The sequence below is a fragment of the Tateyamaria sp. ANG-S1 genome (assembly GCF_000814025.1).
GTDB lineage: Bacteria > Pseudomonadota > Alphaproteobacteria > Rhodobacterales > Rhodobacteraceae > Tateyamaria.
Genome location: NZ_JWLL01000005.1, coordinates 57,867 through 83,305 on the forward strand (window position 1 = coordinate 57,867; position 25,439 = coordinate 83,305).

The 25,439-nt window shown below is 57.6% G+C and carries 28 protein-coding genes and 1 tRNA gene; 16 read left to right on the forward strand and 13 right to left on the reverse strand.

The genetic code is table 11. The features are described from left to right. Positions 1-28 precede the first annotated feature (28 nt). The 5 genes from RA29_RS07605 to RA29_RS07625 all read left to right on the forward strand — a co-directional run bounded on the left by RA29_RS07605 (position 29) and on the right by RA29_RS07625 (position 4,019). Positions 29-904: a MoxR family ATPase gene (locus RA29_RS07605; RefSeq protein WP_039684644.1), complete on the forward strand. Its 876-nt coding sequence runs from the start codon at positions 29-31 to the stop codon at positions 902-904. Beyond that, positions 901-2,082, forward strand: coding sequence for a VWA domain-containing protein (locus RA29_RS07610; protein WP_039684646.1), 1,182 nt, complete (start codon positions 901-903; stop codon positions 2,080-2,082). Before RA29_RS07605 ends, RA29_RS07610 begins: the two co-directional genes overlap by 4 nt. Then, the gene (locus RA29_RS07615) at positions 2,079-2,858 is read left to right on the forward strand and encodes an XdhC family protein (protein WP_039684648.1); all 780 of its coding nucleotides are present in this window, start codon (positions 2,079-2,081) and stop codon (positions 2,856-2,858) included. The genes RA29_RS07610 and RA29_RS07615 overlap by 4 nt, the downstream gene beginning before the upstream one ends. Beyond that, a complete protein-coding gene (locus RA29_RS07620) occupies positions 2,851-3,459 on the forward strand; it encodes a nucleotidyltransferase family protein (RefSeq protein WP_039684650.1) in 609 nt (202 codons plus the stop codon). The genes RA29_RS07615 and RA29_RS07620 overlap by 8 nt, the downstream gene beginning before the upstream one ends. A gap of 107 nt (positions 3,460-3,566) precedes the next feature. Further along, a complete protein-coding gene (locus RA29_RS07625; protein WP_039684652.1) occupies positions 3,567-4,019 on the forward strand; it encodes a carbon monoxide dehydrogenase subunit G in 453 nt (150 codons plus the stop codon). Positions 4,020-4,174: 155 nt separating this feature from the next. Here the strand turns inward: RA29_RS07625 and RA29_RS21805 are convergent, their stop codons facing one another. From RA29_RS21805 to RA29_RS07650, 5 genes are all read right to left on the reverse strand, one after another. Then, positions 4,175-4,774, reverse strand: coding sequence for an XdhC family protein (locus RA29_RS21805; protein ID WP_052249535.1), 600 nt, complete (start codon positions 4,772-4,774; stop codon positions 4,175-4,177). Between the two features lie 86 nt (positions 4,775-4,860). Continuing rightward, on the reverse strand, positions 4,861-5,217 hold the full coding sequence (locus RA29_RS21810; protein WP_193743493.1) for an XdhC family protein: 357 nt from the start codon (positions 5,215-5,217) through the stop codon (positions 4,861-4,863). Positions 5,218-5,540: 323 nt separating this feature from the next. Further along, positions 5,541-5,996, reverse strand: a complete 456-nt coding sequence (locus RA29_RS07640) for an FAD-binding oxidoreductase (protein ID WP_152612964.1) — start codon at positions 5,994-5,996, stop codon at positions 5,541-5,543. 312 nt (positions 5,997-6,308) lie between these two features. After that, positions 6,309-6,938, reverse strand: a complete 630-nt coding sequence (locus RA29_RS07645) for an NAD(P)H-dependent oxidoreductase (RefSeq protein WP_039684656.1) — start codon at positions 6,936-6,938, stop codon at positions 6,309-6,311. Positions 6,939-6,977: 39 nt separating this feature from the next. Then, on the reverse strand, positions 6,978-7,919 hold the full coding sequence (locus RA29_RS07650) for an alpha/beta hydrolase (RefSeq protein ID WP_039684659.1): 942 nt from the start codon (positions 7,917-7,919) through the stop codon (positions 6,978-6,980). Between the two features lie 156 nt (positions 7,920-8,075). Here RA29_RS07650 and RA29_RS07655 point away from each other — a divergent pair, with 156 nt between their 5' ends. Next, complete coding sequence (locus RA29_RS07655; RefSeq protein ID WP_039684661.1) at positions 8,076-8,681, forward strand: ABATE domain-containing protein; 606 nt, start codon at positions 8,076-8,078, stop codon at positions 8,679-8,681. A gap of 525 nt (positions 8,682-9,206) precedes the next feature. Here the strand turns inward: RA29_RS07655 and RA29_RS22815 are convergent. Beyond that, positions 9,207-9,413: a hypothetical protein gene (locus RA29_RS22815; RefSeq protein WP_152612965.1), complete on the reverse strand. Its 207-nt coding sequence runs from the start codon at positions 9,411-9,413 to the stop codon at positions 9,207-9,209. 78 nt (positions 9,414-9,491) lie between these two features. Here RA29_RS22815 and RA29_RS07660 point away from each other — a divergent pair, with 78 nt between their 5' ends. The 3 genes from RA29_RS07660 to RA29_RS07670 all read left to right on the forward strand — a co-directional run bounded on the left by RA29_RS07660 (position 9,492) and on the right by RA29_RS07670 (position 11,805). Further along, on the forward strand, positions 9,492-10,070 hold the full coding sequence (locus RA29_RS07660; protein ID WP_052249538.1) for a TetR/AcrR family transcriptional regulator: 579 nt from the start codon (positions 9,492-9,494) through the stop codon (positions 10,068-10,070). A gap of 366 nt (positions 10,071-10,436) precedes the next feature. Continuing rightward, the gene (locus RA29_RS23390) at positions 10,437-10,865 is read left to right on the forward strand and encodes a hypothetical protein (protein ID WP_152612992.1); all 429 of its coding nucleotides are present in this window, start codon (positions 10,437-10,439) and stop codon (positions 10,863-10,865) included. Positions 10,866-11,055: 190 nt separating this feature from the next. Next, positions 11,056-11,805 (forward strand): DUF4259 domain-containing protein, encoded by a 750-nt coding sequence (locus tag RA29_RS07670; protein WP_039684665.1) that lies wholly within the window; start codon positions 11,056-11,058, stop codon positions 11,803-11,805. Positions 11,806-11,999: 194 nt separating this feature from the next. On the opposite strand, the gene RA29_RS07675 is transcribed toward RA29_RS07670, so the two are convergent. From RA29_RS07675 to RA29_RS07690, 4 genes are all read right to left on the reverse strand, one after another. Further along, on the reverse strand, positions 12,000-12,653 hold the full coding sequence (locus RA29_RS07675; RefSeq protein WP_039684666.1) for a LysE family translocator: 654 nt from the start codon (positions 12,651-12,653) through the stop codon (positions 12,000-12,002). Positions 12,654-12,656: 3 nt separating this feature from the next. Further along, entirely contained in the window at positions 12,657-13,739 is a 1,083-nt protein-coding gene (locus tag RA29_RS07680; RefSeq protein ID WP_241462570.1) for a 2-oxoglutarate and iron-dependent oxygenase domain-containing protein, read from the reverse strand. 14 nt (positions 13,740-13,753) lie between these two features. Next, on the reverse strand, positions 13,754-15,127 hold the full coding sequence (locus RA29_RS07685) for an ATP-binding protein (protein WP_082029479.1): 1,374 nt from the start codon (positions 15,125-15,127) through the stop codon (positions 13,754-13,756). Positions 15,128-15,537: 410 nt separating this feature from the next. Beyond that, positions 15,538-15,972 carry a hypothetical protein gene (locus tag RA29_RS07690; protein ID WP_039684668.1) on the reverse strand — a complete coding sequence of 145 codons (435 nt, stop codon included), beginning with the start codon at positions 15,970-15,972 and terminating at the stop codon, positions 15,538-15,540. A gap of 537 nt (positions 15,973-16,509) precedes the next feature. Here RA29_RS07690 and RA29_RS07695 point away from each other — a divergent pair. Further along, a complete protein-coding gene (locus RA29_RS07695) occupies positions 16,510-18,114 on the forward strand; it encodes a phage minor head protein (protein ID WP_082029480.1) in 1,605 nt (534 codons plus the stop codon). A gap of 2 nt (positions 18,115-18,116) precedes the next feature. Next, positions 18,117-18,446 carry a hypothetical protein gene (locus RA29_RS22825; RefSeq protein ID WP_152612966.1) on the forward strand — a complete coding sequence of 110 codons (330 nt, stop codon included), beginning with the start codon at positions 18,117-18,119 and terminating at the stop codon, positions 18,444-18,446. Between the two features lie 414 nt (positions 18,447-18,860). Here the strand turns inward: RA29_RS22825 and RA29_RS22385 are convergent, their stop codons facing one another. Next, a complete protein-coding gene (locus tag RA29_RS22385) occupies positions 18,861-19,520 on the reverse strand; it encodes a hypothetical protein (RefSeq protein ID WP_193743494.1) in 660 nt (219 codons plus the stop codon). A gap of 321 nt (positions 19,521-19,841) precedes the next feature. Next, a tRNA-Arg gene (locus tag RA29_RS07710) sits at positions 19,842-19,918 on the reverse strand. A gap of 127 nt (positions 19,919-20,045) precedes the next feature. Here RA29_RS07710 and RA29_RS07715 point away from each other — a divergent pair. From RA29_RS07715 to RA29_RS07735, 5 genes are read left to right on the forward strand one after another with little or no spacing between them, the layout of a single operon-like run. Next, entirely contained in the window at positions 20,046-21,080 is a 1,035-nt protein-coding gene (locus RA29_RS07715) for a LacI family DNA-binding transcriptional regulator (protein WP_039684674.1), read from the forward strand. Continuing rightward, on the forward strand, positions 21,077-22,285 hold the full coding sequence (locus RA29_RS07720) for a crosslink repair DNA glycosylase YcaQ family protein (protein WP_039684676.1): 1,209 nt from the start codon (positions 21,077-21,079) through the stop codon (positions 22,283-22,285). The genes RA29_RS07715 and RA29_RS07720 overlap by 4 nt, the downstream gene beginning before the upstream one ends. Positions 22,286-22,322: 37 nt before the next feature. Further along, positions 22,323-23,072, forward strand: a complete 750-nt coding sequence (locus RA29_RS07725; protein ID WP_039684677.1) for a carboxyltransferase domain-containing protein — start codon at positions 22,323-22,325, stop codon at positions 23,070-23,072. Continuing rightward, on the forward strand, positions 23,069-24,091 hold the full coding sequence (locus tag RA29_RS07730) for a biotin-dependent carboxyltransferase family protein (RefSeq protein ID WP_039684679.1): 1,023 nt from the start codon (positions 23,069-23,071) through the stop codon (positions 24,089-24,091). The genes RA29_RS07725 and RA29_RS07730 overlap by 4 nt, the downstream gene beginning before the upstream one ends. A gap of 4 nt (positions 24,092-24,095) precedes the next feature. Next, positions 24,096-24,863: a 5-oxoprolinase subunit PxpA gene (locus RA29_RS07735; protein ID WP_039684682.1), complete on the forward strand. Its 768-nt coding sequence runs from the start codon at positions 24,096-24,098 to the stop codon at positions 24,861-24,863. An 11-nt stretch (positions 24,864-24,874) separates the two neighbouring features. Here the strand turns inward: RA29_RS07735 and RA29_RS07740 are convergent, their stop codons facing one another. Further along, a complete protein-coding gene (locus tag RA29_RS07740; RefSeq protein WP_039684684.1) occupies positions 24,875-25,435 on the reverse strand; it encodes a TetR/AcrR family transcriptional regulator in 561 nt (186 codons plus the stop codon). Positions 25,436-25,439: the final 4 nt, after the last annotated feature.

Sequence of the window (25,439 nt, forward strand, 5' to 3'; positions counted from 1 at the left end):
CCCGCGCGCCCCAACCACGGAGACTTCGATGACTTGGAACACCCTTCAAACTGCGCTGGCGGCGCACAACTATGTCGCGTCCGACGATCTATCAGTGGCGCTGCATCTGGCCTTGTCACTGGAACGCCCGCTTTTGCTGGAAGGGGCGGCTGGCGTCGGGAAAACCGAAATCGCCCGTACCCTCAGCCTGACCCAAGGTACCAAGTTAATCCGGTTGCAGTGCTACGAGGGGCTCGACGCGTCACAAGCCATCTACGAATGGAACTACCAGCGCCAGTTGCTGACCATCCGGTCGGCGGCCGAGGATGGCGAGACCGGCAAAGCCGTAGAGGACCGGATATTTTCCCGCGAGTTCCTGTTGGAGCGCCCGCTTTTGGCGGCCATCACACAGGACGCGCCACCCGTCCTTTTGATCGACGAAATCGACCGCGCGGATGAGGAATTTGAGGCTTACCTGTTGGAGGTTCTGTCCGATTACCAAGTCTCGGTCCCAGAGCTTGGAACGATCAAGGCCACCTGCAAACCCATCGTGATCCTGACATCCAACGGCACCCGCGACCTGTCGGACGCGCTGCGCCGTCGTTGCCTTTACACGTATGTTGAGTATCCTGATCGCGCAACAGAACTTGCGATCCTTCAGGCCCGCTGCCCTGAGGTTGAGGCGCATTTGGCCGCTCAGATCATCGGTTTCGTGCAAAAGCTGCGCGAGGAGGAGTTGGAGAAGACCCCCGGCATTGCCGAGATGCTGGATTTTGCGGCGGCGTTGATGGGGCTTGGCATCGCCGATCTGACCGATGATCCGGCTGTACTGCAATCCACGCTGACAACCTTGCTAAAGACCCAAAGCGATCAGGCGCAGATCACGTCTGAAGTCGCGGCACGGATCGCAGGGAAAGCCGCATGAGCCGCGTCACCCGCTTTGCGTCCCGTGACCCAGGACCAGCCGCGCGGGTTGTGGGGTTCATCGCGCATTTGCGCGACAACGGCTTGCGTCTAGGCGTGGCGGAGGCAGACCTTGGCCTGACCGCGCTGACCCATGTGAATGCTGCCGCCCCCGACGAGTGCCGCCGCGTTCTGCGCGCCATTTGCACAGGCAGTAAGGAAGAGGCGGACCAGTTCGACGCGCTTTTTGATAGCTATTGGATGGATGCGGGCCGGGTGAAGCAACGCATCATCCCCAAACTGCACGCGGCCATGACCGATGATGCCCACAGCTCTCGCGATGGTAAGGGTGAGGATGCGAGCGCCAGCGGGACATCCACGACTCCAGATACGGAAGACGGCGAAGCCGACAGCGATGGCACGGGCAAGCTGATCGCGACGGAACAGCGCAACCTCAGCCGCCGTGACCTGCGCGATCTGGTCCGCGGCGAAGAAATTGCTGAGGCCGAGGCCATTGCACGACGCATGGGTGCAGCCCTGCGCGACAAACGCTCCCGCCGCCGCATCGCGGCCCGCAAAGGGGACCGGCTGCATTTTCGCAAGACGATCCGGCGCAGCCTGTCCACAGGCGGGGAACCTCTGCGCCTGATGCGCAAGCGCCGGCCCGACCGGACCCGAAAGATCGTAGCGCTATGTGACGTGTCGGGGTCCATGAGCGTTTATGCTCAGGTGTTTCTGGCGTTCCTCGCGGGTCTGATGCGCGCGGATAAAGATACGGACGCCTACCTGTTTCACACCCGCCTTGTACGGATCACCGAGGCCTTGCGCGACAAAGACACCATGCGCGCCATTGGGCGGATGTCGCTGATGGCGAACGGGTTCGGGGGCGGGTCCAAAATCGGGCCGTCTCTGCAACGCTTCGCAGATACCTATGCCAAACGGTTCGTGGATGGGCGGTCAGTTGTGCTGATCCTTTCGGATGGGTGCGATACCGAACCGGCCGAACACATCGCTGCCGCACTGACGAAACTCAAGAAACGCGGTTGCAAGATGGTCTGGCTCAACCCCTTGAAAGGGTGGCGGGACTACGCACCCGTGGCTGGTGGCATGGCCGCCGCGTTGCCGCACCTTGATCTGTTCCAAGCGGCCAATACGCTGGACGATCTGGCGGCGCTTGAACCCGAATTGGCAGCGCTATGAGCCCGGCAGAGATCCTTGACACCGATCTGGCGGATGCCGCACAGCAATTGCGCGCGCAGCAAGTGCCTTTTGCCTTTGCAACTATCGTACGTACAGCGGGGGCGACAGCTGCCAAGCCGGGGGCCAAGGCGCTGTTGAGTGCGGATGGCACCATTGTTCATGGCTGGCTTGGCGGGGGATGCACGCGCGGTGCGGTCAAACGCGCGGCGCTTGACGCCTTGCAAAGCGGTGCGCCGCAACTCATCTCTGTCGCGCCGGAAGATATGCTTGCTGAAAAAGGTGTCGCGCCCGGCGATACCGTTGAAGGCACGCACTTTGCACGCAATGGCTGTCCCTCGCGCGGCACCGTCGACATCTTTATCGAGCCTTGTCTTCCCATGCCCGAGTTGGTGGTCATGGGTACATCGCCGGTCGCGCAAGCGCTCAGCACGCTCGCGCCGCAGTTTCACTGGTCGGTCTCATCTGCTGTTACGCAGGATGAGGGCGGGCCACAGAAATTTATCGTCATCGCAACACAAGGTCAGGGCGATCTCGATGCGTTGACGTCTGCGCTGTCAGCAGACGCCGCCTATGTGGCTTTCGTCGGCAGCAGTCGGAAATTTGCGACGCTTGCCAACAAACTCCAAGACGGCGGGATCGGTCCCGACAAAACCCGGACAGTTCATGCGCCAGCAGGATTGGATCTTGGCGCTGTCACGCCCGAAGAAATCGCGCTCTCGATCCTGGCGCAGTTGCTGCAGGTCCGTCGCGCAAAGACGGCACTGACACATGGATAGTGTCGCCGCAATTCTTTTGGCCGCTGGCCTGTCGCGGCGCATGGGTGCGCAAAACAAGCTGCTCTTGCCCGTGGCGGGCAAACCCATGGTGCGTCATCTGGCAGAAACCTACCTGTCGGTTCTGACAACGCCGCTGACCGTTGTGATCGGACATGAGGCCGACACGGTGCGCAATGCACTTGCAGGACTACCGATTGAATTTGCTCACAATGACGATTTTGAGGCAGGCCAGCCCGGTTCCGTGGCGGCTGGTGTCGCTGTGGCACCGGATGCGGATGTGTTGCTCATTGGCTTGGCCGATCAACCGTGCCTGTCAGCAGACAACCTGATGCAGCTTGTGCACTGGCACCGCGTGCAGGACCCCATAAAGATCACCGTACCAAAACGCGGCATCAATCGGGGCAATCCTATCATTATCCCGCGTGCCATACGCTCGCGTCTTACCGAAAACTCCGAACGCCCGGGCTGTATGCGTCTTACTCGTGATGAACCGGATCTTGTTCAATGCGCCCCGCTTACTGCGGATGGCTTTTACTCCGATATCGACACACCGGACGATTACGCAGCCCTCACGTCCAAAGAGACGGAGGCCACACAATGATGCGCATCGTCGTGGGACTGAAGGCCGTTCTCAAAAAACTAAAGATGACGCCTGAGCAGGCTGACAATGTTCGTTTTCCCTGTTGCTAAGAAAAGGACACCAGAAATATGGAACTCAGCGACGAAATCACCATCAACGCACCCAAAGCCCAAGTGTACGCGGCCCTTAACGACCCGGAGGTGTTGAAACAGTGCATTCCGGGCTGTGAAGAGCTGATCAAGCATTCTGACACAGAACTGGAAGCCAAGGTCGTGCTGAAAGTCGGCCCGGTCAAAGCAAAGTTTGGCGGCAACGTTGTTCTTGATCAAAGCGGCGCACCGGATGCGTTTTCCCTGACCGGTCAGGGCAATGGCGGGGCGGCGGGTCACGCAAAAGGTGGCGCTGAGGTCACCCTGACAGCTGACGGCGACACAACGATCCTGCGCTACCAGGCGAAAGCGGAAATCGGTGGCAAGCTGGCCCAATTGGGCAGCCGCCTGATCCAGAGCACAGCAAAGAAGCTTGCGGCAAAGTTCTTCAAATCCTTTGCAGATGTGGTCAATGAAGATGTTGCAGCCTGAGGCTGGGATCTATGCCGAGCGTGTGGCCGACATCGTTGATGTGGCCGCGCGCCTTATTCGGGACGATAAGCAGTTTCGGTGAGTTAACCAATCGCGGGGCGACGCGTTCGCGTGCTTGGATTTCTGAAAGCTGAAGAAAATAGTGAGGATCTCGTTCACACGGTCTGAGCCAATCTGTCTTCAGAACCGTCTGAGCTTGCTATGTGAACCTCTGCAAGCTGCGAGGGGAACGTTAAATTGATTTCTGCCAGTGCAGAGACCGCTATCACTGACGCATCCCTCAGTGATCCGACCAACCCGATTGGGCCTTTCAATCTGCTGATGTCAGCTTTGCTCGCCCCCAAACCAAAGAGCGTTTCACACCGCATCGCGTGCGTGCATCGACTGCCGAGCGAACCGATAAAGCCCGCGGATGTCCGTACCGCTTTCAGCAACAGATGGGGTTCCCAATCGTGATCGTGAAGCAGGGTCAGGAACGTGGTTCTTTGGTCGAGGCCGCTGAGGTCCAGGGCCTTATCAAAAGACGTCAGATGGATTGGCGCCTGTGTTGAAAGATGCTGTGTGGCGGCCAGATCTTCGGTGTCTGGTGAGATCAGGGCAACCTCATATCCGGTTGCATGGCCAAGATGCGCCATGGACCGAAAGATTGCGCCGCGCCCCGCCAAGCATAGCCGGACACGCGGTTCGTAGGTAAAGCTGTAGCGTTTTTTGTCAGCCCCACCGCCGGAAAAGTGCAGCGTCGCTTGTCTGCGCACATCAAAATCCTACTTTGCTTTCAGCAGCACCTCGCGGTTAGGTGCGGGGTCAATCAAAAGCTCCAGCGCCCCGCCGTAGGGGAGTTTCAGTCAAGAAACCGTGATCCTTCGCCGTAACGAACAACCTCCTTACAATTGGCCTGCAACGCCATCAGCGCGCTATGCTGAATGTCCCGGTCGATACAGCTGTTAGACAGATACCCTGTCATCGTTTCATCCGGTTCTACGATCGCCAGTGAGCCGGCTTCACGCGCGGCCCCACCTCCGATCGCAAGGGACGTGATCAGGGCAAGCCGATGTTTCGCGCTTTTAGTAAATGACCGCAAAGCGGGCTGCAACTGCAGCAACTGGATTACGCGTTGAATGTCCGGTTTGGGCCGCCTCCCCGAGATGATGCCAAGGTACGTGACAGCCATGCGGTCTATGACGACCGCGTGTTCCAATGGAACGAACCTCCGGAGGGCGGGCATCCAGGCGAGGCCCACAATTGTCGTTGCTACGCTGAACCAGTTGTATCGAATGCACCCAGTAACGTTGTGCTTGCTGATTTCGCAGCAACAGCCGATGCACCCGTCCCAGAGCAGATTGGCGGCTTTTGGCGCGGGTTGGCGCGCAGCTTTCCCGCAATTGCCGGGCTACTCGGAGCACTTGAAGAGCAAGACAGGCTCTCAGAGCTTTCGGGGTCCGCTGTAGGTCGTCAGCCTCAGCCAGATGAACGCCTTAGTTGCCTCCGGAAAGCTCATACCAATGATGGACCCTGACGCTGTCAAACGTCCTTGGCGTCGCTCAGATGGAGATACTTTGGTATCAATGTTGAGAGCTCAAGCTCAGTGGATTGACGCAGCCAGATTTGTTTTTTTCCTGCCTTGGTCGTGTCGAAACGACCATACGGCCCGCGTACTTGTACTACACCACCCGGCTGTAACTCTTCGCGGACCTTCCGGGTCCAGTCTCCCAGCACCTTCATGGTGAACCGCAATCGGTCCTCTCCCGGCGCGCTGGAAATTGTGAATGGGTGCGGCTCGTTCCAGCCCTTCCCTTCGACTTCAACAAACGCGAACTGCCCAGGCTTGAAGTCGAGCATCTTATCGACAGGTTTCAGCACCACCTCGGTTGCGCGTTCCAGCGCGTTCACCGCTTCGATGGTGAATGGAAGTGCTGTCCGCCTGTTCATCCCAAAGACAGAATGTAACAGTGCGATGATGCCAACCGCCGCTGCCACGATCAGGATGATAAAACTGATCCTGCAACGCTTTGCATCAAGGTCCGCGTCGAAACGTCAAGTGTCGGCAAGCAACGATCACTATCGCCCACCAACGTCAAACTCCATAGAGTTGGGTGGTCGCGGCTCCACCATCTGCAAGCATCTCATTACCTGAGACAAAAGTGGTGAAGACGAGAACCTGATTCAATTCGTCAAAAGCGGGCATACCACTGCAGGCGCCATATTTGCCGTCCTGAAGCTCTCTTGGTCACGTCCCGCTGCCGTGTGCTGGGCAGCGGGACAAGGGTCAGAAGGCAGAGTCGGGACTGGTTAGGCTTTTACGCGCACCAGTTCTGACATCTCCTGAAGGGCGGCAGTCTTATCGCCCTCAGGGTCAGGCGTCAGCAAAGACGGCTGGAAACGTACACTGCTGACCTCTTGGACACCTATAAAGTCCAGCCACCAGGCCAGATATTCCGAGTGGAAATCGCTACCGTACTTTTTCGGAGCTCCCGGCGCCCAGACGCCAGACGTATAAACCACAACAGCCCTCTTGCCCTGAAGCAAGCCGGTGTAGCCGGCGTCGGGGTCAAAGCCGAACAGCAGCCCGGGCTGGGTGATGATGTCGATGTAATGCTTGAGCTTGTAGGGCACGCCGCCGTTCCACATCGGCACAGAAATCACATAGACATCTGCGTCGGCAAAACGGGTTGTGATGTCGACAACCTGATCCCAAGCAGATTGCTGCGCTGCGCCCATGTCACCAACCCCGAAAAAGGTCATCTTGGCTGCGGCCTTGTCACCGTCGAACTCGGGCAGATCCGCCTTCCAAAGCTCCAGAGTGTCCACTGTAGCGGATGGATCTTCCTCCAGTACCTCTTTCAGATAGGCCTCAGCCAGTTCGGTCGATTGCGATGCCGTGCCCCGAGGGGAGGCGACGATATGAAGGATCTTGGTCATGTGTTTTGGACTCCAGTTTGGTCAAAAAAGAGGTTTCGATCAGCGTGCCATGAAGCGACGTACCGCCGCGCCGATCTCGGTTGCGTGTGTCTCCAGCGCGAAGTGGCCAGCATCGAACAGATGAACCTCAGCGGCTGGCACGAGGTCCTGAATGGCGTCCACGCCGTCGATCAGGAAAAACGGATCATTGCGGCCCCACACGATCAGTGTGTCTGGCTGCTGTTCCGCCAGATAGGCCTGCCAGGCAGGGTACTGAGCGACGTTGTCCTGGTAGTTCCAAAGATATTCCAGCTGGATGTCGTGGTTGCCGGGACGGCCCAGCCCGGCCTGATCGCTCACCCATGCATCCGGGTTGATACGATGCGCCAGGCTGGCACCTTGGGTGTATTGCCACTTGGTGGTTTCGGCGGCGAAGAAACCGCGCACCGGCGCTTCGGTTTCCGTTGTCCTATTCTCCCAGAAGGGCGCAAACTGAGCGACGATGTCGGGGTTCCATCCTTGCGCATGAATGGTCGCGTTCTGGATGATGATCCCGTCCACCTTTGCCGGGTCGGCCTCTGCCAGCCGAAAACCGACGGGCCCGCCAAAATCCTGCATGAACAGCGTGTAACTCGGCAGATCAAGCGCTTCGGTGAACTCCGCGATAGTCGTAGCCAAGGTGTCAAAGTCATAATCGTAGGCTGCCGCATCCGGGGCCGAAGACTGCCCAAAGCCTGGATAATCAGGGGCGATGACCCGATAATTCTCAGCTAGTTCCGGGATCAGGTCTCGAAACATATGAGAAGAGGAGGGGAACCCGTGCAGAAGCAGAATGGTCGGTGCGGTTTCGGGCCCTGCGGCTCGGTAGAAGACGGAGACATCTCCGACCTGGACAGTGTCATAAGACACCTGGCCCTGCAATTCGGCCGCCCAGCCCGGCAGGGCAGACGAGATCATCAGCAACGCGCTGGCGATCGGACCGACAACGTTCTGGGTGTGCATTTCTAGTAACCTTTCAAAAGTATTTTTGACAGTTACTAGATGGGCGATAGCCTCTCCCGGTTGCAAATCACGATATAGTAACTTTCAAAGTGGCTCATTGACGGTTATTAGCTCACATTTCTCGACACGCGACCCAACAGACAAGAGGAGCCAACAATGTCGAATATGCGCCCCGCACCATTCTTCATCGCAGACAGCGCAGCGTTGGATTTTCTGAACTCGATTGCAGCGCCAAGGGCGGTTGAATTCGAATGGCTCGAGGACGGTGACGATCTGTTGGACTGGCTTGTTCAATCTGGTCTCTTGGATGCGGATGAAACGACCAGCCTCCGGGCCCCGTCTGTCAAAGCTGATCTCGACCGGGCCGCCGAACAAATACGGACGTTTCGTGAAGAATTCAGAGCATTCGTGCGCGCTGCGAGCGAGGCCGGTGACGTACCCCCGGATCATCCGATCATCCAAAGGCTGAACGAACTCATGTCAGCGGGTCAGCAATCCCTCCGGCTCAGCCCTGATGCAGAGGGTGGGTTTGAATGCAAGCTCATTCACCACGTGCGAACAGCAGATGATCTTTTGCCCCGCATTGCAGCAGCCTGTGCAGAGTTGGTCGCAACCGCGGATTTCGCGCATGTCCGAAACTGCGAGGGGCCAAAATGCACGCTGTTTTTCAGGGATGTGAGCAAAAACCACAAAAGGCGGTGGTGCAGCATGGAGGTCTGCGGAAACCGGGCCAAAGCCGCCGCCTACAGAAAGCGAGGCTAAACTGTTATTTGTTTAAAAGTAGCCCTAAGTGCGCACTTCATAATTAGTCGAAATGGGCTCACCTCAGTCATTGGATCGGCGGCAGCATGTTCAATCGGTATGACCCGCTCTGCAACGGAGGCGCCCTGAGCTGCCGTTGGCAGAGTGATCCCAGCGCTGCGGCGTCTCTCACCAGACCGGACTTTCGCCGCAAGAGTAAGACCCTTGTTCAAATTGGTGAGCGGATCGCGGACAAAATCGACCTTGCATTTTGACACTCCGCTTACGCAGCTTCTCCCTGCGGCTGCAGTACACCTACTGCTGCACAGCATTTGTCACCAGACCGGATGTCCGTAGACGTCAAGATGGCCTGAACCGAAGCAGTCATTTCTGCGCAGCTCCATCGAACAATTTAGATGCGGACAAAGCACCACTTTGCTGCCGCTTAGCAAAGGTCTGTCTTCAACGATTGGGTGCAACAGTGTTTGGTTTATCCTGCAGCGATGCCAATCTTTCCTAAGGCGGCTTCCTGTACGTACGGCGGTGTCATCCGATGCGGCGGAACAAGCGCATCAAAACACCCTGCTTCCACATGGCGATACCACTTAGAACCAGTGCCGGAGTGACAACATATAGTGTTAGGACGGCAAATGCGGCATTCGCAGACCATGGCGAGTAAAGATAGGTACCCACGATCAGTCCACCGACAACGTGGAACCATCGCAAAGACGACCGAAAAGATGCAGCAGTCATGAATTTGACCTTTCGTTTTCCATCTGTCATTCAGATAACTATGCACTGCTAACTTTGCAATGCACAGTTGAGAGGAAGATGAACAAAACGACCTATCACCATGGAGATTTGCGCGATGCGCTGCTCGATGCGGCAGAAGACGATTTGCGCCGCGCGCCTGATGCGCTTCCCAGCGTACGTGCGCTGGCCGCACGGCTTGGCGTGAGCGCGACGGCACCGCATGCGCACTTTCGGACAAAATCTGACCTCATGACCGCGCTTGCAGTGCGTGGTTTTGAGCGTCTGGCCTCCGCGCTTGAGATAGCGCAGCGCGACCAAGCCACCCTTGCCGGTTTGGCAGAAGCCTATTTGGTCTTTGCACAGGACAATGTCGGCTTGTACCGGCTGATGTTCGCGACTGGTACGCGATTGGATGAGAACGCGGACCTACGCGCCGTATCCAGCAAAGCATACGACATCCTTGGCCAGTCCATCGCTGCGGCCCTTCCGATAAAGGCGCACGTCGAACTTAAAGAGAAAACCTTAGCCGCTTGGGGCGTTGTCCATGGTCTTGCCTCTCTTGCAGCAGAGAAACGGATATCAGCCCAGACTCTGGAAGATAGCTCTCCTCAGCACCTTGCGCGCATCGCTGCCAATTTTGTAACTGGTAAATCCTAAACTGACGATCAGGCAAATCCTAGCGTTTTATTTGGATCGCAGTGTTCGCGGAGCGATACGCAGCCGCAAGCTAGGCCGTTGGACGTGTTGGCTGATTGAGCAGGCAATGCCGAATGAAGCTGTAATTCACAGATCCGCAGCATACCGCAAAATGGGCTCATTGTAAGGTTTCATCGGTCGGAGCATGAACGATACGCCCTGATCTGCAAACGACCGCTAAATTGCAAATGCGACACGCAGCACAAAGGTCGGCGGTGTACTCAATTGTGCTTCGAAGCGCATGCCCGCGACTTGATAGAAGCATGTGCCGACCACACGTTGCTCTCCATGGGGGAGATTGTAGTTTCTTGCTACCTAGAAGCATCGATGGAGCGGGTCTGGGCAGAGGTTCAAAAACCCGAGCTACTCCATTTTGTTGCTCATCCAATTCTCAAGTTTCATCCAGTCAATCCGGACCAGTTCCCGCCAAGATGGCACCAAGGCGACTATGTCGTCAGCATGTTCTGGCGTGGCATTTGTCCAATCGGGCGTCAAACCATCAGTATTTCCCATCCACGCGCACCCGAGGGGACCAGGATCATCCGTGACAACGGGCATAGTGCGCTCATCAAACGTTGGGATCACTTGATCACCTTGCAGGCAGACGGCTCGGGCACCCGCTATACGGATCGCGTCGTTATAGAGGCCGGCCTCCTCACACGTCCTGTCACCATGTTTGCAAAGTCTTTCTATACCCATCGACAACGGCGGTGGCGTTTACTCGTCGACTCTGGTTTTTCATACGCGACAGGCTGAAATGGACGTGCGCTGCAGAAAACGAACGATAGCTTTGTCCCGCTTCGAAGCAATGTATCAGCCAAGCCGCGAAGGAACTGTTTGGACTTGGTTGCTTGCAGGGGCGCACAAGGTCGCTGGAGTATGGCTGGTCACAAACCTGCCCGAATTCCCATGTAATTTCTGAACAGGACATTGAGTGAGGAAACATATGGGCACCTGGAGCGCGGGCAGTTTTGGCAATGATGACGCCCTTGACTATGTAGACGGCCTATCGAGTTTCGACGCTGCGATTGAAACCGTGATGGCTTTCTCCTCTCAGCCAGAAAACTTGGCGGTTGGCGACGCCTGTGTGGCCCTCGGGGCGTCTGACTTGCTGGCGGCCGGTTTAGGACGGCCTCCTGCGGACCTGCCAGAGGCTAAGCATATCAGTTTGCGCCCAGTGTCTGAGGACGTTCTGGAGCAGGCCAGGACCTTAATAGATCATGTTCGCACCACGTCGGAGTTAGCCGAGTTGTGGGAGGACGACGTAGAGGAATGGCACGAGGCGCTCGACGCATTAGTGGTCCGGCTCACGCCTTCGGCACCCTATACGCCGCCCAAGCAGCAACCGGAATTGCCCGCCGATTTCTTAGGATATTGCTATGTTTGCCGGGAAATGGTGACGGCGCGCGATGGTCTTGAGTTCTGTTTTGAAGATGGAGGCGGGTGGATGGGCCTGACTGCGCATCGAGCTTGTATTGATGCCAAGTTGGAAGGCTCTGGTCCTCATTGGACACCCGAGGGCGCACCCTTGCCAGCGGCGCGTCGTCAGCTGGTCATAGGTATGGGCTATGCCCCCGAAGACCTTACAGAGAATGGTGACGTCCTGCCCGCCGCGCGGCGCAGGATGATGCTTGAGATAGGCTACAAAGAGAGTGACCTCACAGAAGACGGTCACTTGAAGCCAAAAGAGTTTTAGGCTGCTGCACAGCCGAAGGTTTTGACAATGCAGCGTTAGTTTTGGGCATTTTCGGTCATTCCCTGCAGGCGCGAGATCAAGACAATTCTGGAGGTAGGGATCACTGGCAGGCTTAGCATTTGCTTTGCGAATATTCGACTTACTTCCCATTCCTGTCCACTAACCTGATGAGAGTCTACTCAACCCAGGCGTCATCAAAGGATTTGCAAATGCAAATTCAACGCGATCCCGATCAAAACGACGCCACCGCACCAGGCCATTCGTTCGCGCACCGCCCTTTCCCTGTTCATTACATTGGCCATCGTGCCGCCCATGTAGGCGACGGCCAGGTCTGATGGAATGGCTGTCAGAGGCACCAGAATACCAAGCACCAAAAGTTGTACCTGTACAGTTGCGCCAGCAGACAACACGTCGCCTGCATTGATGAACGGCGGCAGGAAAAGAGCAAAGAACAGAACCGTCTTAGGGTTCAGCACTTCAACAATGACGCCTTGCCAGACAATTGCAGTGAGGGGCTGCTGCTGCACTTTTTCAACACCGAGTGTAACTTTTGCTTCGGCCCGCGCGCTCCGGATCATGTCAAATCCGAGCCACAGCAGATAGAGGGACCCAACATAGCGCAGGGTGGTGACCACCCAGTCTGACGTCTGGAAAACTGTGGCCAGCCCAAGTGCTGTGGCTACAGCAAGAATGATCCCCCCCAAGCATAGTCCCAGTGCAGAGGCGAGGCCCGCCTTCCGGCTCTGGCCTACAGTTCGCGACAGAACATACAGCATGGATGGGCCGGGACTCGCACTCAGAGCAAGACCGGCCAAGGAAACGGCAATCATCGCATCCAAAGTTGGCATGATTTAATACGCACTCCGGCTCATTCGATTTTCGAATGGGTTCTTAATGGACTTCGGTTGGCTTGATTGATCATCAACGGCGTCGCTTTGGCTGGAATCCCTAAGATATGGAAAGTCCCTGCGCAGCATCCTCTCCAGATGAACGCCTGCTTTGAAAGGTTCGTATTGGGGACGCCCCCCTTCACTGATCAGTTCCGGAAAGGGGCTGATGATTGTGTCGTAGTTTGCGGCAACGAAATAAGGCATCGAGAAGCGTTCGGGGCTCAGATTCAGCACACGGTGCGGTGTTGAACGCAAAAGACCATTGGTCCATGCCTCAAGCATGTCTCCGATGTTCACCACAAAAACCCGCGGATCAACAGGCACGTCGATCCAGCGATCGTCGGCATTCATGACCTGAAGCCCGGCGTTTCGGGTATGTAGTAGCGTCAGGCACTCGTAGTCAGTATGTGCCCCCATGTTGACCGACTTAGCGTCGATCCCATTGCTCTGGCGCACGTAGTGCAGCAGCCGCAATTGCGATATCGGTTTGGTCATGTGGTCAGTCATTTTTCCGGGGACGAGCCCCAGATGCAGCTCGAGTGCTGCGCACATTCGCTGACCCAGCGCGGAGATCTGTTTATAGTACTCCGATACTGTTTGCCGAAATCCATAGACGTCGGGCCAAACATTCGGACCCAAAAGACGATTGCCCGCCGTGTAGTCTGGGTCGTTTGGTGGTAAATCCAGCCCTAGATCGAACGCTTCGTAGCTTCGGTTCATCTCGTCCGGGTAGTCACCCTTCTCCGTAAATGGCACGTAACCGCGATGGTTTGTGCTATTGCCAATGTAGTACTGCCGCTTTTTGAAATCTGGCAGGGCAAAGAAACGCTCGGCTGCCTGATAGGTCTTTTCGACTAGGGCCAGGTCGATCCCGTGTCCTATGATTCTGAAAAAACCGATCTCGCGCGCCGCGCGCCCGATTTGGTCGGCCGTTTTTCTTTGCTCTGTTCTGCTTGTGGAGGACAGATTTCTAGCGTCGATCAGCGGCAACCTTTCAAAGCTGCCCTGAGATTCATTCCCTTGTCCTCCAATCAAAACGCGCAAACACAAAACCCTTGTCAGTATTCGATGGATGTCACGCTATCGTCACTGGAGGAGCGCGTTGGGAAGTAAAGTTCAAAGGTTGAACCTTGTCCAACTTTGCTATGGACAGCAACAGTACCACCCGATTGGCGCATGACCCCCAAAACCATCGAGAGCCCAAGGCCTGTGCCCTCACCAACAGCCTTGGTCGTGAAAAACGGGTCAAAGATCTGTTGAACGCGATCTTCAGAAATCCCTGAACCCTGGTCGGAAACGCTCAGCCTGACATAGCGTCCGGGTGGGAGTTCGGATGGGAAATGCCTGCCTTCTGGAAGAGTGTGGAAGACGTTTTCAGTCCTGATCCTAAGGCGACCGCCGTTCGGCATCGCATCAACACCGTTCAGTGTCAGATTGAGAAGCATATTCTCCATTGCCATAGGATCGACCGATACTGGCCAAAGATCACGCGCCGAACTGTGCTCGACCTTCCTTGTAAGTGTGTGTTCGAAATCTTTGCAGAAGGTTGCAACCACGTCATTCAAATCGAGGGCTTTTGGGTCCAAGCGTGTTCTTTGTGCGAAGGCGAGCATGTCTTGGATCAGTTTAGCACCCCGCCCAGATGCAGTCTTGATGCTGCCTAGGCTGTCCGTTTTTTCAGAGGATGGATCACCATATTCTAGTAGCTCAATATTTCCCGAAATCACGGTCAGCAAATTGTTGAACTCATGTGCGAAGCGACCGGTCAGCCATCCGACCGCTTCCAGCTTGCGCGCTTCAAAAAGCTTGGTTTCCAATGCTTTTCTGCTGCGTGTTTCCTGCGTCAGTTGAGCGTGCGCTGCCACAAGGTCCTCATATCGCTCGCGCGACCTTTGCGCTTCTGCAAGCAACTCCAGTTTTGCGCTCGTCATTGCTGCAACTGTACTCAAGATTTCCAGTTCCGGCGCGCTGAATACCGCTACGTCGGGATGTTCGCTATCGATGACGCCGACCACCCGACCTGCCGACGTGAGTGGCACACAAATCTCCGAACGTGCCGGTTGCGTATCAGCTATGTAGTTTTCGTCGGCCAAAAGGTCGTCCACGATGATCGGCTGACCGCTGTGAGCAACTTGCCCGGTGATGCCGCGTCCAAACGGAATAACGAGCGGGTTGATGATTTTCCGAGCAAAGGGGTTTTTTTCTCCCCATGCTGCCACCTGCGTTAGTTCCGTTTGCACATCATTGGCACTGTAGATGACGCAATCAACAAACCCAAGTTTTCCAACTACGTTCTGCGCGACGTACCAGAACAGATCCTCCACGTTTGGGATCGACATCAAATCAACCGCAAACGTGTTAAGGGTGCGAAGCATCTGCGCTTCGCTAGCCCAGTTTCTCTCGCTGAGGTCCGTTATCATCGGCTGGAGCATGCTTCGCTTCCCTGAACTTATCACTCAAACTACCTTAAGTTGTGCGGCGCTTTCCGTATAGTCTTTTTGGGGAAGATTTGCTGCGTTATAGGAAGAACACTCTTCGCGGATCCGCTAAAAGCACAAAACTTTTGATGCGGCCGCGGTGATTTCCACACGCCGGATACCTGACGACTATCTGCTCATGCATTGTAGAGCGGGTTTACCCCCGCCTTCTAGGCAGAGAATTTGTTCGTTTGCTTGAAACAAAATTGATAGCCGAACGCCCCTGAGTTACTGGACGTCTGGATTAGCTTCCAAATAGCCACTGGCAAACTGCACTCACAGCAATCCTTTAGGCAAACGCGGCGCTCTTGAAAGGTTCACGACCTCGAACGGCAGCCATCATGGACCAAAGATCAGACAACCGTCTATAGCTCCGATGTTTCGCTTTTAAGCCATTCTGCAAGAAGCTCCGGGTGGGGCACATCCACGAACTCTACGGCTTGAATGCGCAAAATGTCTTGGTCCAATCTCTCAAGAAAATAGCTGGCGAATTCTTCGCTAATTATGTCACCAGATTTGTCCAGGTTGCGGTACTGCACAAGAGAAAATAATCTACCGTCTTTTGCCTCTTCAATGTGCGCAACATCGACCGTTGTTTCATCATAGCCTCGTTGTAACAGGTTTGTTCTGTATGTTTGATAGACTTCTTCAATATCCTCAATGCTATTCACAACCACAGTGTTGGTTCCCATCCGAAACTCGCTCGGTATGTTGTGAAGAGATGCCACAAACCTGAGCTGGCCCTTTGTGTAAGCAAAGGCCTTGATGCGAAAAAAGTCTTTTGCCAGTTCGAGGATCATCGGAGGCAACTACCCTTGATCGGCCGGATTTCAGATGCACAGGCACATGAGCTTAACCTGCGGTCTTAGCAAACGTCACAGCGTCAAAATATATGTATAGGCTAACTGCAGTAGTGTCGGTTGGGGCACGTCCTAACCTCACTCTCACAGCAAGATTCAACCGTCTGACAAACCAAGTAGATTGCCTGCGGTGAATTACAAAGAAAACCTGAGACCAGGCTGTCGGATCACCAGCTTCTCCAAGACCCGGACAACCCGAACTTGCGCTGATCCAAGAAGTCATGATGGCGCGCGAACGCGCCTCGGCAGTGCAGCTCATTCACTTGCGGTCCGATATGGGCGTGGCTCTTTTGGCGCGCGAGCTGAGCGAAGGATTTCGATACCAAACGGCCAATACAATCGTGGCCATTGGCGGGTACCTGAATGTCTGGTTTTTGAGGATGGGTCGTTGGCTTGTTGGAAACGCAGCGAACGGTGGTCTTAAACTTCCTTTACCAATGATGAATACAACCTGCCCCGTACGCGCTCGGAGGTTCTATGCAACACAGTTTCGGCGACTTTCTTAGGCATGGTAGTGACGGCCAATACGTTGTTGTACAGCGGCAAGGAATCCTAATTGGCCGCCGCGTCGGGCTGTCGCTCAAATCGAGCTTTCCCAACTATTCCACCCTACGGGCTGATTTCAGCGAACGCCTTGATGAGGTGATTTCCGAGAACACTCGGTTTCTCTTGAATGCTCTCACACCGCCCGACACAGTACCAACCGTCACCGAAGCCGATTTGCGAGATGTCTCGGATGCAAAGGCAGAGGCACTTACTGCATGGGATGCCCGCCTTGAGAGCATTTTCGACCAATACCAGATTCACCAACAGCGACTGCGTCCGCTTCGAACAGCCATGGAAGAGCGCCTGCTGCGAGCATTTGCTGGGCTGATCAACCAGCTCCGGCAGGAAGGCCTTGGGATTGAACGGTATGTTTGGCGTTCCCGAGATGATGCCAAGGTACGTGACAGCCATGCGGTCTATGACGACCGCATGTTTCAATGGGATGAACCTCCGGAAGGCGGGCATCCAGGCGAGGCCCACAATTGTCGTTGCTACGCGGAACCAGTTGTATCGAATGCACCCAGTAACGTTGTGCTTGCTGATTTCGCAGCAACAGCCGATGCACCCGTCCCAGAGCAGATTGGCGGCTTTTGGCGCGGGTTGGCGCGCAGCTTTCCCGCAATTGCCGGGCTACTCGGAGCACTTGAAGAGCAAGACAGGCTCTCAGAGCTTTCGGGGTCCGCTGTAGGTCGTCAAGCGGAGGCAGCATCACGCCTTGGGCTCGACACCTCCAGCGAAGAAGGCGGCCTTGCAGCATGGGCGCATCAGAGCTACTTCGACAGCATATTTCGCGGGCTGGCCCCCTTCGTCGCCCCGAGAACGCGCGAGACGGCAGAAATAGCCGGTCAAGCGGCGGCGTTGTTTGAGATGTACCGCCCCGGTTCGATCACGGGTCTCGATGCTGAGGCAAGCGCAGAAATGGCACGGTTTGTTGAGCTGGCTGTTGAAGCATTTCGGGCGGGACGTTTGCAGCTCACACCGGACGATTGGGCAAACGGCTGGGTGGAGGTCTTTCCGGAGTTGACGGAGGACGAGCGCCGTTTGGGGCAGCTACCGGGCTTCACCCCGGACCGGATCGAGCAATGGCTTGAAACCTATCCGGCTGATGACTTGGGTTTGGCTGACAACACAGGATCACCCATCCCTGATGATCCGACCGACAACATCATTTCGACTCCCATACCGGAAGAGGTAAGGCCGAACATCGTTGAAGTCCGGCCGGAAAACACAAGGACACCTGATGGCAACAGCATTCTGCCCCATGGCGCGAAGGGGGACGGGCAAGAATATATTGGCCTCAAAGGCCACGATGTGGAGCAAATCGACAACACTATTGCCAATCCCCGTCCAGACTTGAGCGGTATTGTCGAGGGGCGGGGTCGATACAAGGGCCAAGAAATGACCTTGCTGACCGGTCAAGACGGCTATTGGGTCCTTCTGGACCCCAATGGTAACGTCGTTGCTGTAAGCAATCGTAACCTGCCGCTCGGGCACGAAGAAAACGAACCGGATAAAATCATCCGACCGCTGGAGTGACCATGAACGCTAGATTCGAAAACCTCATTTCCCAAGCACAATCTGGGAAAGGCACGGAATGGATTTCAGAAGCTGAGCTGCTTGCTTTCAATGATTACCTTGCAACGCGTGGCTTTGGCGTTTCTCGCATGGAAGCGATACGTGCCGAAGGTGGGACTGTACGGCGAAACTTCGGTTACGGCATCTTGCCTGCCCCATTGGGCGACGAGCCAGAGCATTGGCTCAATCATTTCGATCCTCAGCGTTCGGCTGAATATGTTCGCGAAACTGTACGATACGCGAAGGAAGACGGTGCCTTGTTCGACTACAAGGTTTGGGCAGAGCAACCCTAGAAGCGACGAAAGGCTCAGCTGAAAACGCATATGTTTCCGTTCTGTCAACCGAGAGCCGCCTTTCCCTCAAGTGCAGCGAAAGCCCACTTCGTCAGCGGATGACGAGTTCGCCGCACGCCCTGTTTCACGGCCGCAGCGAATGTCCGGTCTGACGGGCCGCATCGCAGCATGGTGGAGGCTGGGTGAATGGCAGGAATGGGCCGTAATCAATCGCAAAGTAAGACCCTGCCGACTTTGAAACATGCGTTAGGAGCGCGTAACTCACCTTCCCAGCATCCCGAGTCGAAGACCTGATGAACGTGTTTGAACAACTCGTCGGATCGAAGGAGATGCAACGACGCCTCGGTTGCGGCGAACAGCAGCTCGAAGCACTGGTCGAGGCAGAGATCTTGGCGCCACGGTTCCCACCCGAAGTCACGAGACGGCCTTAGAACCCAGCCGATGCCGAAGCATTCTTGGAAAAGCTCTACACCACGGCGCAAGACATTCAGAAAGACGATGACGAATGGGAGCAGGTCCATCGCGCCTCGACGCGCTGTCGTGTGAAGATCGACAAGGTATTGAAACCGATCTGGGATAGCGCGCTTGCCGTTGGCAGAAGACGCGATCTACGCGGTTAGCCCCCGGCAGCCCGTCGCGAGCAGAAGCCCGCAAGCCCTGCCAGACCACCTCCGTGGCGGGTGCCATCCACGGCATCTCTGCATGAAGCGCGGCGGCAATCTCGTCGGCCTCGTGCTCGGAGGTGACCTGGGAGACGGGAAGACCACCCCGCAGCGGGGTCAGTCGTGCGCGGTTCTCTTCTGTCAGGTGGTACATGCCAGTGGAGGAATGAACCCGCTCTAACACCCGCATCGCGCGCCGCTTGATCCGGCGCGTGTCTTCGTCAGGGACCAACTCATAATCATACAAACAATCGTCCTCGGTCATCTGTCCTTTAGCGACCGCCCGCTCCTGGGCGGCCTTTCGCGTCCTCTTCAGAAACTTCCGAAACCGTTCTTCGACGCTTCGGAGCGATGGGACATCATCGAGGAACCTGAGTTCGTGGAACGGGATGATGGAGTTCGAACGAGACATGGCGGAGTCCTTTCATGGCGCGGAAGCAGCCTCCGCGCGCTTCGCCCGTCCACGAAGGCGGCGGGCTGACTGATATGAAAGGTTCCGGAACCTATGGGACGAACCAAGATCGAACAAAGCGTGAACTGTAAAATCATAGGCGACCGAGGATTCTGGGAGGTCCTCGATAGCATCAAGCCAAACCAAAATTAGTAATTTTGAATCAATGATTTACTTAGGTCATGACGTGGCTTCCAAACCACGGCCAGATGAATTTGCGCGCACATATTCTTTCTTTTGCGCGCACTTCCGGTTGTTCTGGCAACACCAAACAGGAGGGAGTGGCGACCCCGGCAGGATTCGAACCTGCAACCTGCCCCTTAGGAGGGGGCTGCTCTATCCAGTTGAGCCACGGGGCCGCGTAAACATCGCCCTATCCTGCCATGAGCGCTTTGTCACCCGTTTCGGCACGGGGCAAAGCACCCAAATACTTGAAACTCGCGTGGTTTTGACGGTAACTCGGGACAAAGCCAGAAAGGACTACCCTTGACTGATCGCCCTGCCCGCCCGCTCACCTTGCGCGATGTGTCTGCAGCCTCCGGCGTTTCCGAAATGACCGTCAGCCGCGTGCTGCGCAACCGGGGCGATGTGTCTGAAGCGACACGGAAAAAAGTGCTCGAAGCGGCCAAGACGCTCGGGTATGTGCCGAACCAGATCGCAGGTTCGCTGGCGTCGCAACACGTGAACCTTGTGGCCGTGATCGTGCCGTCGCTCAGCAATATGGTATTCCCCGAGGTGCTGACCGGGATCAACCAGGTGCTTGAGGACACGCCCCTCCAACCCGTCTTCGGCGTTACCGACTACATGCGCGACAAGGAAGAGCGCGTGCTTTACGAAATGCTGTCGTGGCGTCCGTCCGGCGTGATCATCGCAGGCCTCGAACATTCGGACGCTGCCCAGGCCATGCTGCAAAACGCGGGCATCCCCGTGGTCGAAATCATGGACACCGACGGTAACCCTGTCGACAACATGGTGGGTATCTCGCACCGTCAGGCGGGCCTCGACATAGCCAAGGCGATTCTGAAACAGGGCTATTCCCGCATCGGTTTCATGGGCACCTCCATGCCCCGTGACCATCGCGCCCGCAAACGGTTCGAGGGTCTGACCGAAGGGCTCGCAAAAGCGGGGATCGAAATAGAAGCCCGCGATTTTTACGAAGGTGGCTCGGCCCTTGCCAAAGGCCGTGAGATGACCAAAGCGATGCTGGACGCGAACCCGGACCTCGATTTCCTGTACTACTCCAATGACATGATCGGGGCCGGTGGTCTGCTCTATCTCCTGGACGAAGGGATCGACGTGCCGGGGCAAATCGGGCTTGCCGGGTTCAACGGCGTTGAATTGCTGCAGGGCCTGCCGCGTCAACTGGCGACCACCGATGCCTGCCGCCTCGAAATCGGACGCGCCGCAGCCGAGATCATCCGCGACCGCAACGCCGAAGGCGCGGATCAATCGCCCAAGCACATCACGCTGAAGCCCACCATTTCCTACGGTGACACGCTGCGCCGCGCCTTGCGGAAGTGACGCCTTTCACGCTCACGAACCAGCAGGCGCGCAGGGTTTTCCTCGACCGCCACGGATTGTCGGACACGCCAGCCGGGGCAGCGCATGGCGCAGCATTGCTGGACGTGATCACGCAGCTTGGCTTTGTGCAGCTCGACAGCATCAACACCGTGGCCCGCGCCCATGACCTGATCCTGTTTTCGCGCAAACCACGCTACCGTCCCAAGAACCTGAAAAACCTCTACGAACGCGACAGGGCCCTGTTTGAACATTGGACCCATGATGCGGCCGTGATCCCGGCGGCATTCTATCCCTACTGGCACCTGCGCCGCGAACGGGACGCCGCCCGCCTGCGCGAAAAATGGAGCGCATGGCGGCGCGAAGGGTTCGAAGCCAAATTCCAGCCGGTCCTCGACCAGATCCGCGAACACGGCCCGTGCTGTTCCGGCGATGTGGGAGAGGGCGAAAAGCGCGGCTCCGGCGGTTGGTGGGACTGGCACCCATCGAAGACAGCGCTCGAATACCTTTGGCGCAGCGGATCCCTGCAAGTGGTCAAACGCGAGGGGTTTCAGAAATACTACGACCTGACCGAACGTGTTCTGGACGCACGAACAGTGGGTAACGCCCCAGATGCCGAGGAAACCATCGACTGGTGCTGCCGAGAGGCGCTGGACAGGCTGGGCTTTGCGACCCATGGCGAACTCGCCGCATTTTGGGATCACATCAGCCCGGCAGAGGCCAAGGCTTGGTGTGCCCGAGCGCTCGAGGCTGGTCGCATCATTGAAGTACAGATCACAGGCGTCGATGGCGCGGCGCGTGCAGCCTACGCGTGGCCCGACCTGCCAGATGATCCGGCACTCTCTCTGGAACCAACCTCACGCCTGCGCGTCCTCAGCCCGTTCGATCCGGCCCTCCGTGACCGCAAGCGAGCCGAGCGTCTGTTCGGCTTCTCCTACCGGATCGAGATTTTCGTGCCGGAGCCTAAGCGCACCTACGGTTACTACGTCTTCCCCCTGCTTGAAGGCGACCGCGTCGTGGGACGTGTCGATATGAAAGCGCACCGCGCCGATGACGTGCTGCGCATCCGCGCCCTCTGGCCGGAGCGTAAGGTCCGTTGGGGCAAGGGACGGCACGCGGCGTTTGAGGCTGAGCTTGACCGCATCTCGAAACTCGCAGGCGTGTCCTCCATCGCCTTTGACGACGGATGGCGTCGCACCGCGCTTTAGCGTTGCGCCCGCGGGCACAGAGCGTACCCTGCCAGCAATGACAGCCGACACCACATATACTCCGCGCATCCGGTCCGTCGGTTTGGACGGCGTGCTTGTGACCTTTGGCGACACAGCAACAGATACCGCAAACCGTGCGGCCATTGCCTTTCGCGATGCTGTGGACGCATGGAATTGGGACATGGTTGCCGAAAGCAGCAGCACCCTTGTGTCAGCCTTTTTCCGCATTGATTTGGCCGAGCATCGCTTTGCAGACATTTCAGATCGCCTGCGCGATGTGCTGGCCACACAGGATTGGAGCGCTGCGGCCCTGCCCGCAGGCCGCACCCTCTGGACCATTCCCGCAACGTTCGGCGGCGACCGCGCCCCGCAACTGGCCGAAGCGGCAGAGGCTGCGGGGCTGAGCGAGGCAGACGCGCTGCGCGATCTGACCTCAACCCGGCTGCGGGTGCTGACCCTCGGATTTGCTCCGGGTCAGCCATATCTCGGCACCCTTGGCAAAGCGTGGAACATCCCCCGCCAGAAAGAGCTGACACCGAATGTCCCAACAGGCGCGCTGGTCGCAGCCGTGCGCCAGATCTGTCTCTTTGCCAAGGACACACCGACCGGCTGGCGTCATGTGGGACAAAGTGCGTTCAAGTGTTTCCGTCCCCACGGGGACACACCCTTCCCCCTCGCCCCCGGCGATGAGGTGCAGTTCACCGACATCTCGGCCCGCGAATTGGCGCAGATCGAAGCCAAGGTGAGCGATGGCTCAGGCGGTGCGGTGCGCGAGGTGCTGGAATGACGGCCCTTCGTGTGCGGCAGGTTGGACCGGGCGTTGCGGTACAGGACCTTGGCCGCGCCGGGTTTCTGGCCAAGGGGCTGACGCGGGGCGGGGCCGCTGACAGGTTGGCGGTTGCCGAAGGGGCCGCGCTGTTGCGCCAGTCCCGAGACTTGGCCGTTCTCGAAATGGTGGGCACTGGCGGCACGTTCGAAGCCACTGCGGACATCCGGATCGCCCTCACCGGGGCGGAGATGACAGCACAGATCGACGGCGCGAACGTCGCTTGGAACGCCAGCCACAAAGTACCGAAGGGTGGCATACTCACCATCGGACCAACCCGTACGGGCACTTACGGCTACCTGCATGTCGGTGGCGGCTTCGCAACCGAGGTCATGCTGGGATCGCGTGCGACCCATCAATCCTGCGGCTTGGGCGCTTTGGTGACCGCTGGCGACCTGCTCCTTGTCGGACAGGACAAAAGCGACGAGGTCGGCCTGACCTTGCCTCGCGACACCCGCTTCGACGGCGGCACGGTGCGGATCGTTCCCAGCATGCAAACCGGAGACTTCGCCGAAGACACCCGCGCACGCTTCGAACAGACCACCTTTCGCCGCGACCCGCGCGCCAACCGGCAAGGGATACGGATGGACAGCGATGGCGAAGGGTTCTCCACGCCCAAAGCATTGGGCATCGTGAGCGAGGTCATCGTACCGGGTGACATCCAGATCACCGGCGACGGCACACCCTTTGTCCTGATGGCCGAAAGCCAGACAACCGGAGGCTACCCCCGCATCGGAACAGTTCTGCCCTGTGATCTGCCCCGTGTCGCCCAGGCACCGGCGGGGGCGGCACTGCAGTTCCAGTTTGTGACACTGGATGAGGGGGCCGCCATAGAAGCCCGCGCACGTGCGGCATGGGACACTCTACCCAAATCCGCAACACCGCTGGTCCGCGACCCGGCCAGCATTCAGGACCTCCTGAGCTATCAACTGGTAGGCGGCGCCGTCTCGGCCACCGATACCCCTCTCGACAAAGGATAAGGTTATGCAAGTCGACTTGAACGCCGATATGGGCGAGAGCTTTGGCCCCTGGAACATGGGCGACGATGCGGCCCTTCTGGACACCGTGACCTCTGCAAACATCGCCTGCGGCGCGCATGCAGGCGACCCGGACGTCATGGCCGCAACGATGGGTATTGCCTTGGACAAGGGCGTCGGGATCGGATCGCACCCGGGCTTTGCCGACATTCAGGGGTTCGGGCGCAGGCGCATCGACATGCCGGTTGCATCACTTCAAAACTTGATCCGCTGCCAGGTCGGCGCGACCCTTGGCATGGCCAATGCGCTGGGGGCCAAGGTGCGGCACATCAAGCTGCACGGCGCGCTTGGCAACATGACATCCGAGGACGAAGACATGGCGCGCGCCTGCTACGAGGCAGCCTTGTCCGCGCATCCCGACGCCATCATCATGGTGCTGGCGGCCACGGCACAGGAACGCGCGATGCGGTCCATCGGGGCACCTTTCGCATGCGAAATATTTGCCGATCGCGCCTATAATGATGATGCCACGCTTGTGGATCGCCGTAAGCCCGGTGCCATCATCCACGACGCCGACATTGCCGGACAGCGGATGGTAGAGATGGTCAAGGCCCAAGCCATCATCACCGACAGCGGCAAACGGATCGAAACGCCCATCGACACGATCTGCTGCCATGGCGACACCCCCGAAGCGGTTGAAATCGCAGCGTCGGTGCGGCGCACGCTCGAAGCCGAAGGGATCGCGGTCAGGGCGTTTGAGGGGCGAACCGCCTAGCCTCGTCGCAGTCAAACAGCGCGGGACACAAGCGTCGCAATCGCCGCCTCGAACCGCGCCAGGTCGCCTGCCGCCCGCGCCATGATCTGCGCACCTTCTACTTGCGCCATGGCCGCCTGCGCCTCGGCACGCGGGTCACTGACATGCTGCATGCTGCCATCGGACTGCCCGTGCCGGAACACCGTTTCCAGCCACGCGGTGACATCCCGGTGGAACGCGGCCAGCTCTGCCATCGTTTCCTCGGGCAAGGCGATTTGCGTGACTGATAATGCAACGCATAGACACAGGCTGCGCCCCCCGTCAGACGCCGCGCGATAAAGATCAAGAAAGCGTAGCAGCCGCGCGCCTGCCGTCGGGTGCGTCGATGATATCGCCTTTAGCCGGTCCGCAAACACGGCCCGGTAACGCTGGATCAACGCCAGCGACAGATCTCCCTTGACCGGAAAGTGGTAATGCACTGACGCCTTGCGAATATCGGCGCTTGAGGCAAGGTCGGCAAAGCTGAACCCGTCAAAGCCACGCTGCCGCGTGAACCGCTCAGCCTCATCAAGAAGATGCGTTCTCGTGCCCATTCAT

Excerpts from the sequence above, each read along its gene's own strand:
- RA29_RS07605 (WP_039684644.1), top strand. The coding sequence starts at position 29 with ATGACTTGGAACACCCTTCAAACTGCGCTGGCGGCGCACAACTATGTC.
- RA29_RS07610 (WP_039684646.1), top strand. The coding sequence starts at position 901 with ATGAGCCGCGTCACCCGCTTTGCGTCCCGTGACCCAGGACCAGCCGCG.
- RA29_RS07615 (WP_039684648.1), top strand. The coding sequence starts at position 2,079 with ATGAGCCCGGCAGAGATCCTTGACACCGATCTGGCGGATGCCGCACAG.
- RA29_RS07620 (WP_039684650.1), top strand. The coding sequence starts at position 2,851 with ATGGATAGTGTCGCCGCAATTCTTTTGGCCGCTGGCCTGTCGCGGCGC.
- RA29_RS07625 (WP_039684652.1), top strand. The coding sequence starts at position 3,567 with ATGGAACTCAGCGACGAAATCACCATCAACGCACCCAAAGCCCAAGTG.
- RA29_RS07645 (WP_039684656.1), bottom strand. The coding sequence starts at position 6,938 with ATGACCAAGATCCTTCATATCGTCGCCTCCCCTCGGGGCACGGCATCG.
- RA29_RS07650 (WP_039684659.1), bottom strand. The coding sequence starts at position 7,919 with ATGCACACCCAGAACGTTGTCGGTCCGATCGCCAGCGCGTTGCTGATG.
- RA29_RS07655 (WP_039684661.1), top strand. The coding sequence starts at position 8,076 with ATGTCGAATATGCGCCCCGCACCATTCTTCATCGCAGACAGCGCAGCG.
- RA29_RS22815 (WP_152612965.1), bottom strand. The coding sequence starts at position 9,413 with ATGACTGCTGCATCTTTTCGGTCGTCTTTGCGATGGTTCCACGTTGTC.
- RA29_RS07660 (WP_052249538.1), top strand. The coding sequence starts at position 9,492 with ATGAACAAAACGACCTATCACCATGGAGATTTGCGCGATGCGCTGCTC.
- RA29_RS23390 (WP_152612992.1), top strand. The coding sequence starts at position 10,437 with ATGGAGCGGGTCTGGGCAGAGGTTCAAAAACCCGAGCTACTCCATTTT.
- RA29_RS07670 (WP_039684665.1), top strand. The coding sequence starts at position 11,056 with ATGGGCACCTGGAGCGCGGGCAGTTTTGGCAATGATGACGCCCTTGAC.
- RA29_RS07675 (WP_039684666.1), bottom strand. The coding sequence starts at position 12,653 with ATGCCAACTTTGGATGCGATGATTGCCGTTTCCTTGGCCGGTCTTGCT.
- RA29_RS07685 (WP_082029479.1), bottom strand. The coding sequence starts at position 15,127 with ATGCTCCAGCCGATGATAACGGACCTCAGCGAGAGAAACTGGGCTAGC.
- RA29_RS07690 (WP_039684668.1), bottom strand. The coding sequence starts at position 15,972 with ATGATCCTCGAACTGGCAAAAGACTTTTTTCGCATCAAGGCCTTTGCT.
- RA29_RS07695 (WP_082029480.1), top strand. The coding sequence starts at position 16,510 with ATGCAACACAGTTTCGGCGACTTTCTTAGGCATGGTAGTGACGGCCAA.
- RA29_RS22825 (WP_152612966.1), top strand. The coding sequence starts at position 18,117 with ATGAACGCTAGATTCGAAAACCTCATTTCCCAAGCACAATCTGGGAAA.
- RA29_RS22385 (WP_193743494.1), bottom strand. The coding sequence starts at position 19,520 with ATGTCTCGTTCGAACTCCATCATCCCGTTCCACGAACTCAGGTTCCTC.
- RA29_RS07725 (WP_039684677.1), top strand. The coding sequence starts at position 22,323 with ATGACAGCCGACACCACATATACTCCGCGCATCCGGTCCGTCGGTTTG.
- RA29_RS07730 (WP_039684679.1), top strand. The coding sequence starts at position 23,069 with ATGACGGCCCTTCGTGTGCGGCAGGTTGGACCGGGCGTTGCGGTACAG.
- RA29_RS07735 (WP_039684682.1), top strand. The coding sequence starts at position 24,096 with ATGCAAGTCGACTTGAACGCCGATATGGGCGAGAGCTTTGGCCCCTGG.
- RA29_RS07740 (WP_039684684.1), bottom strand. The coding sequence starts at position 25,435 with ATGGGCACGAGAACGCATCTTCTTGATGAGGCTGAGCGGTTCACGCGG.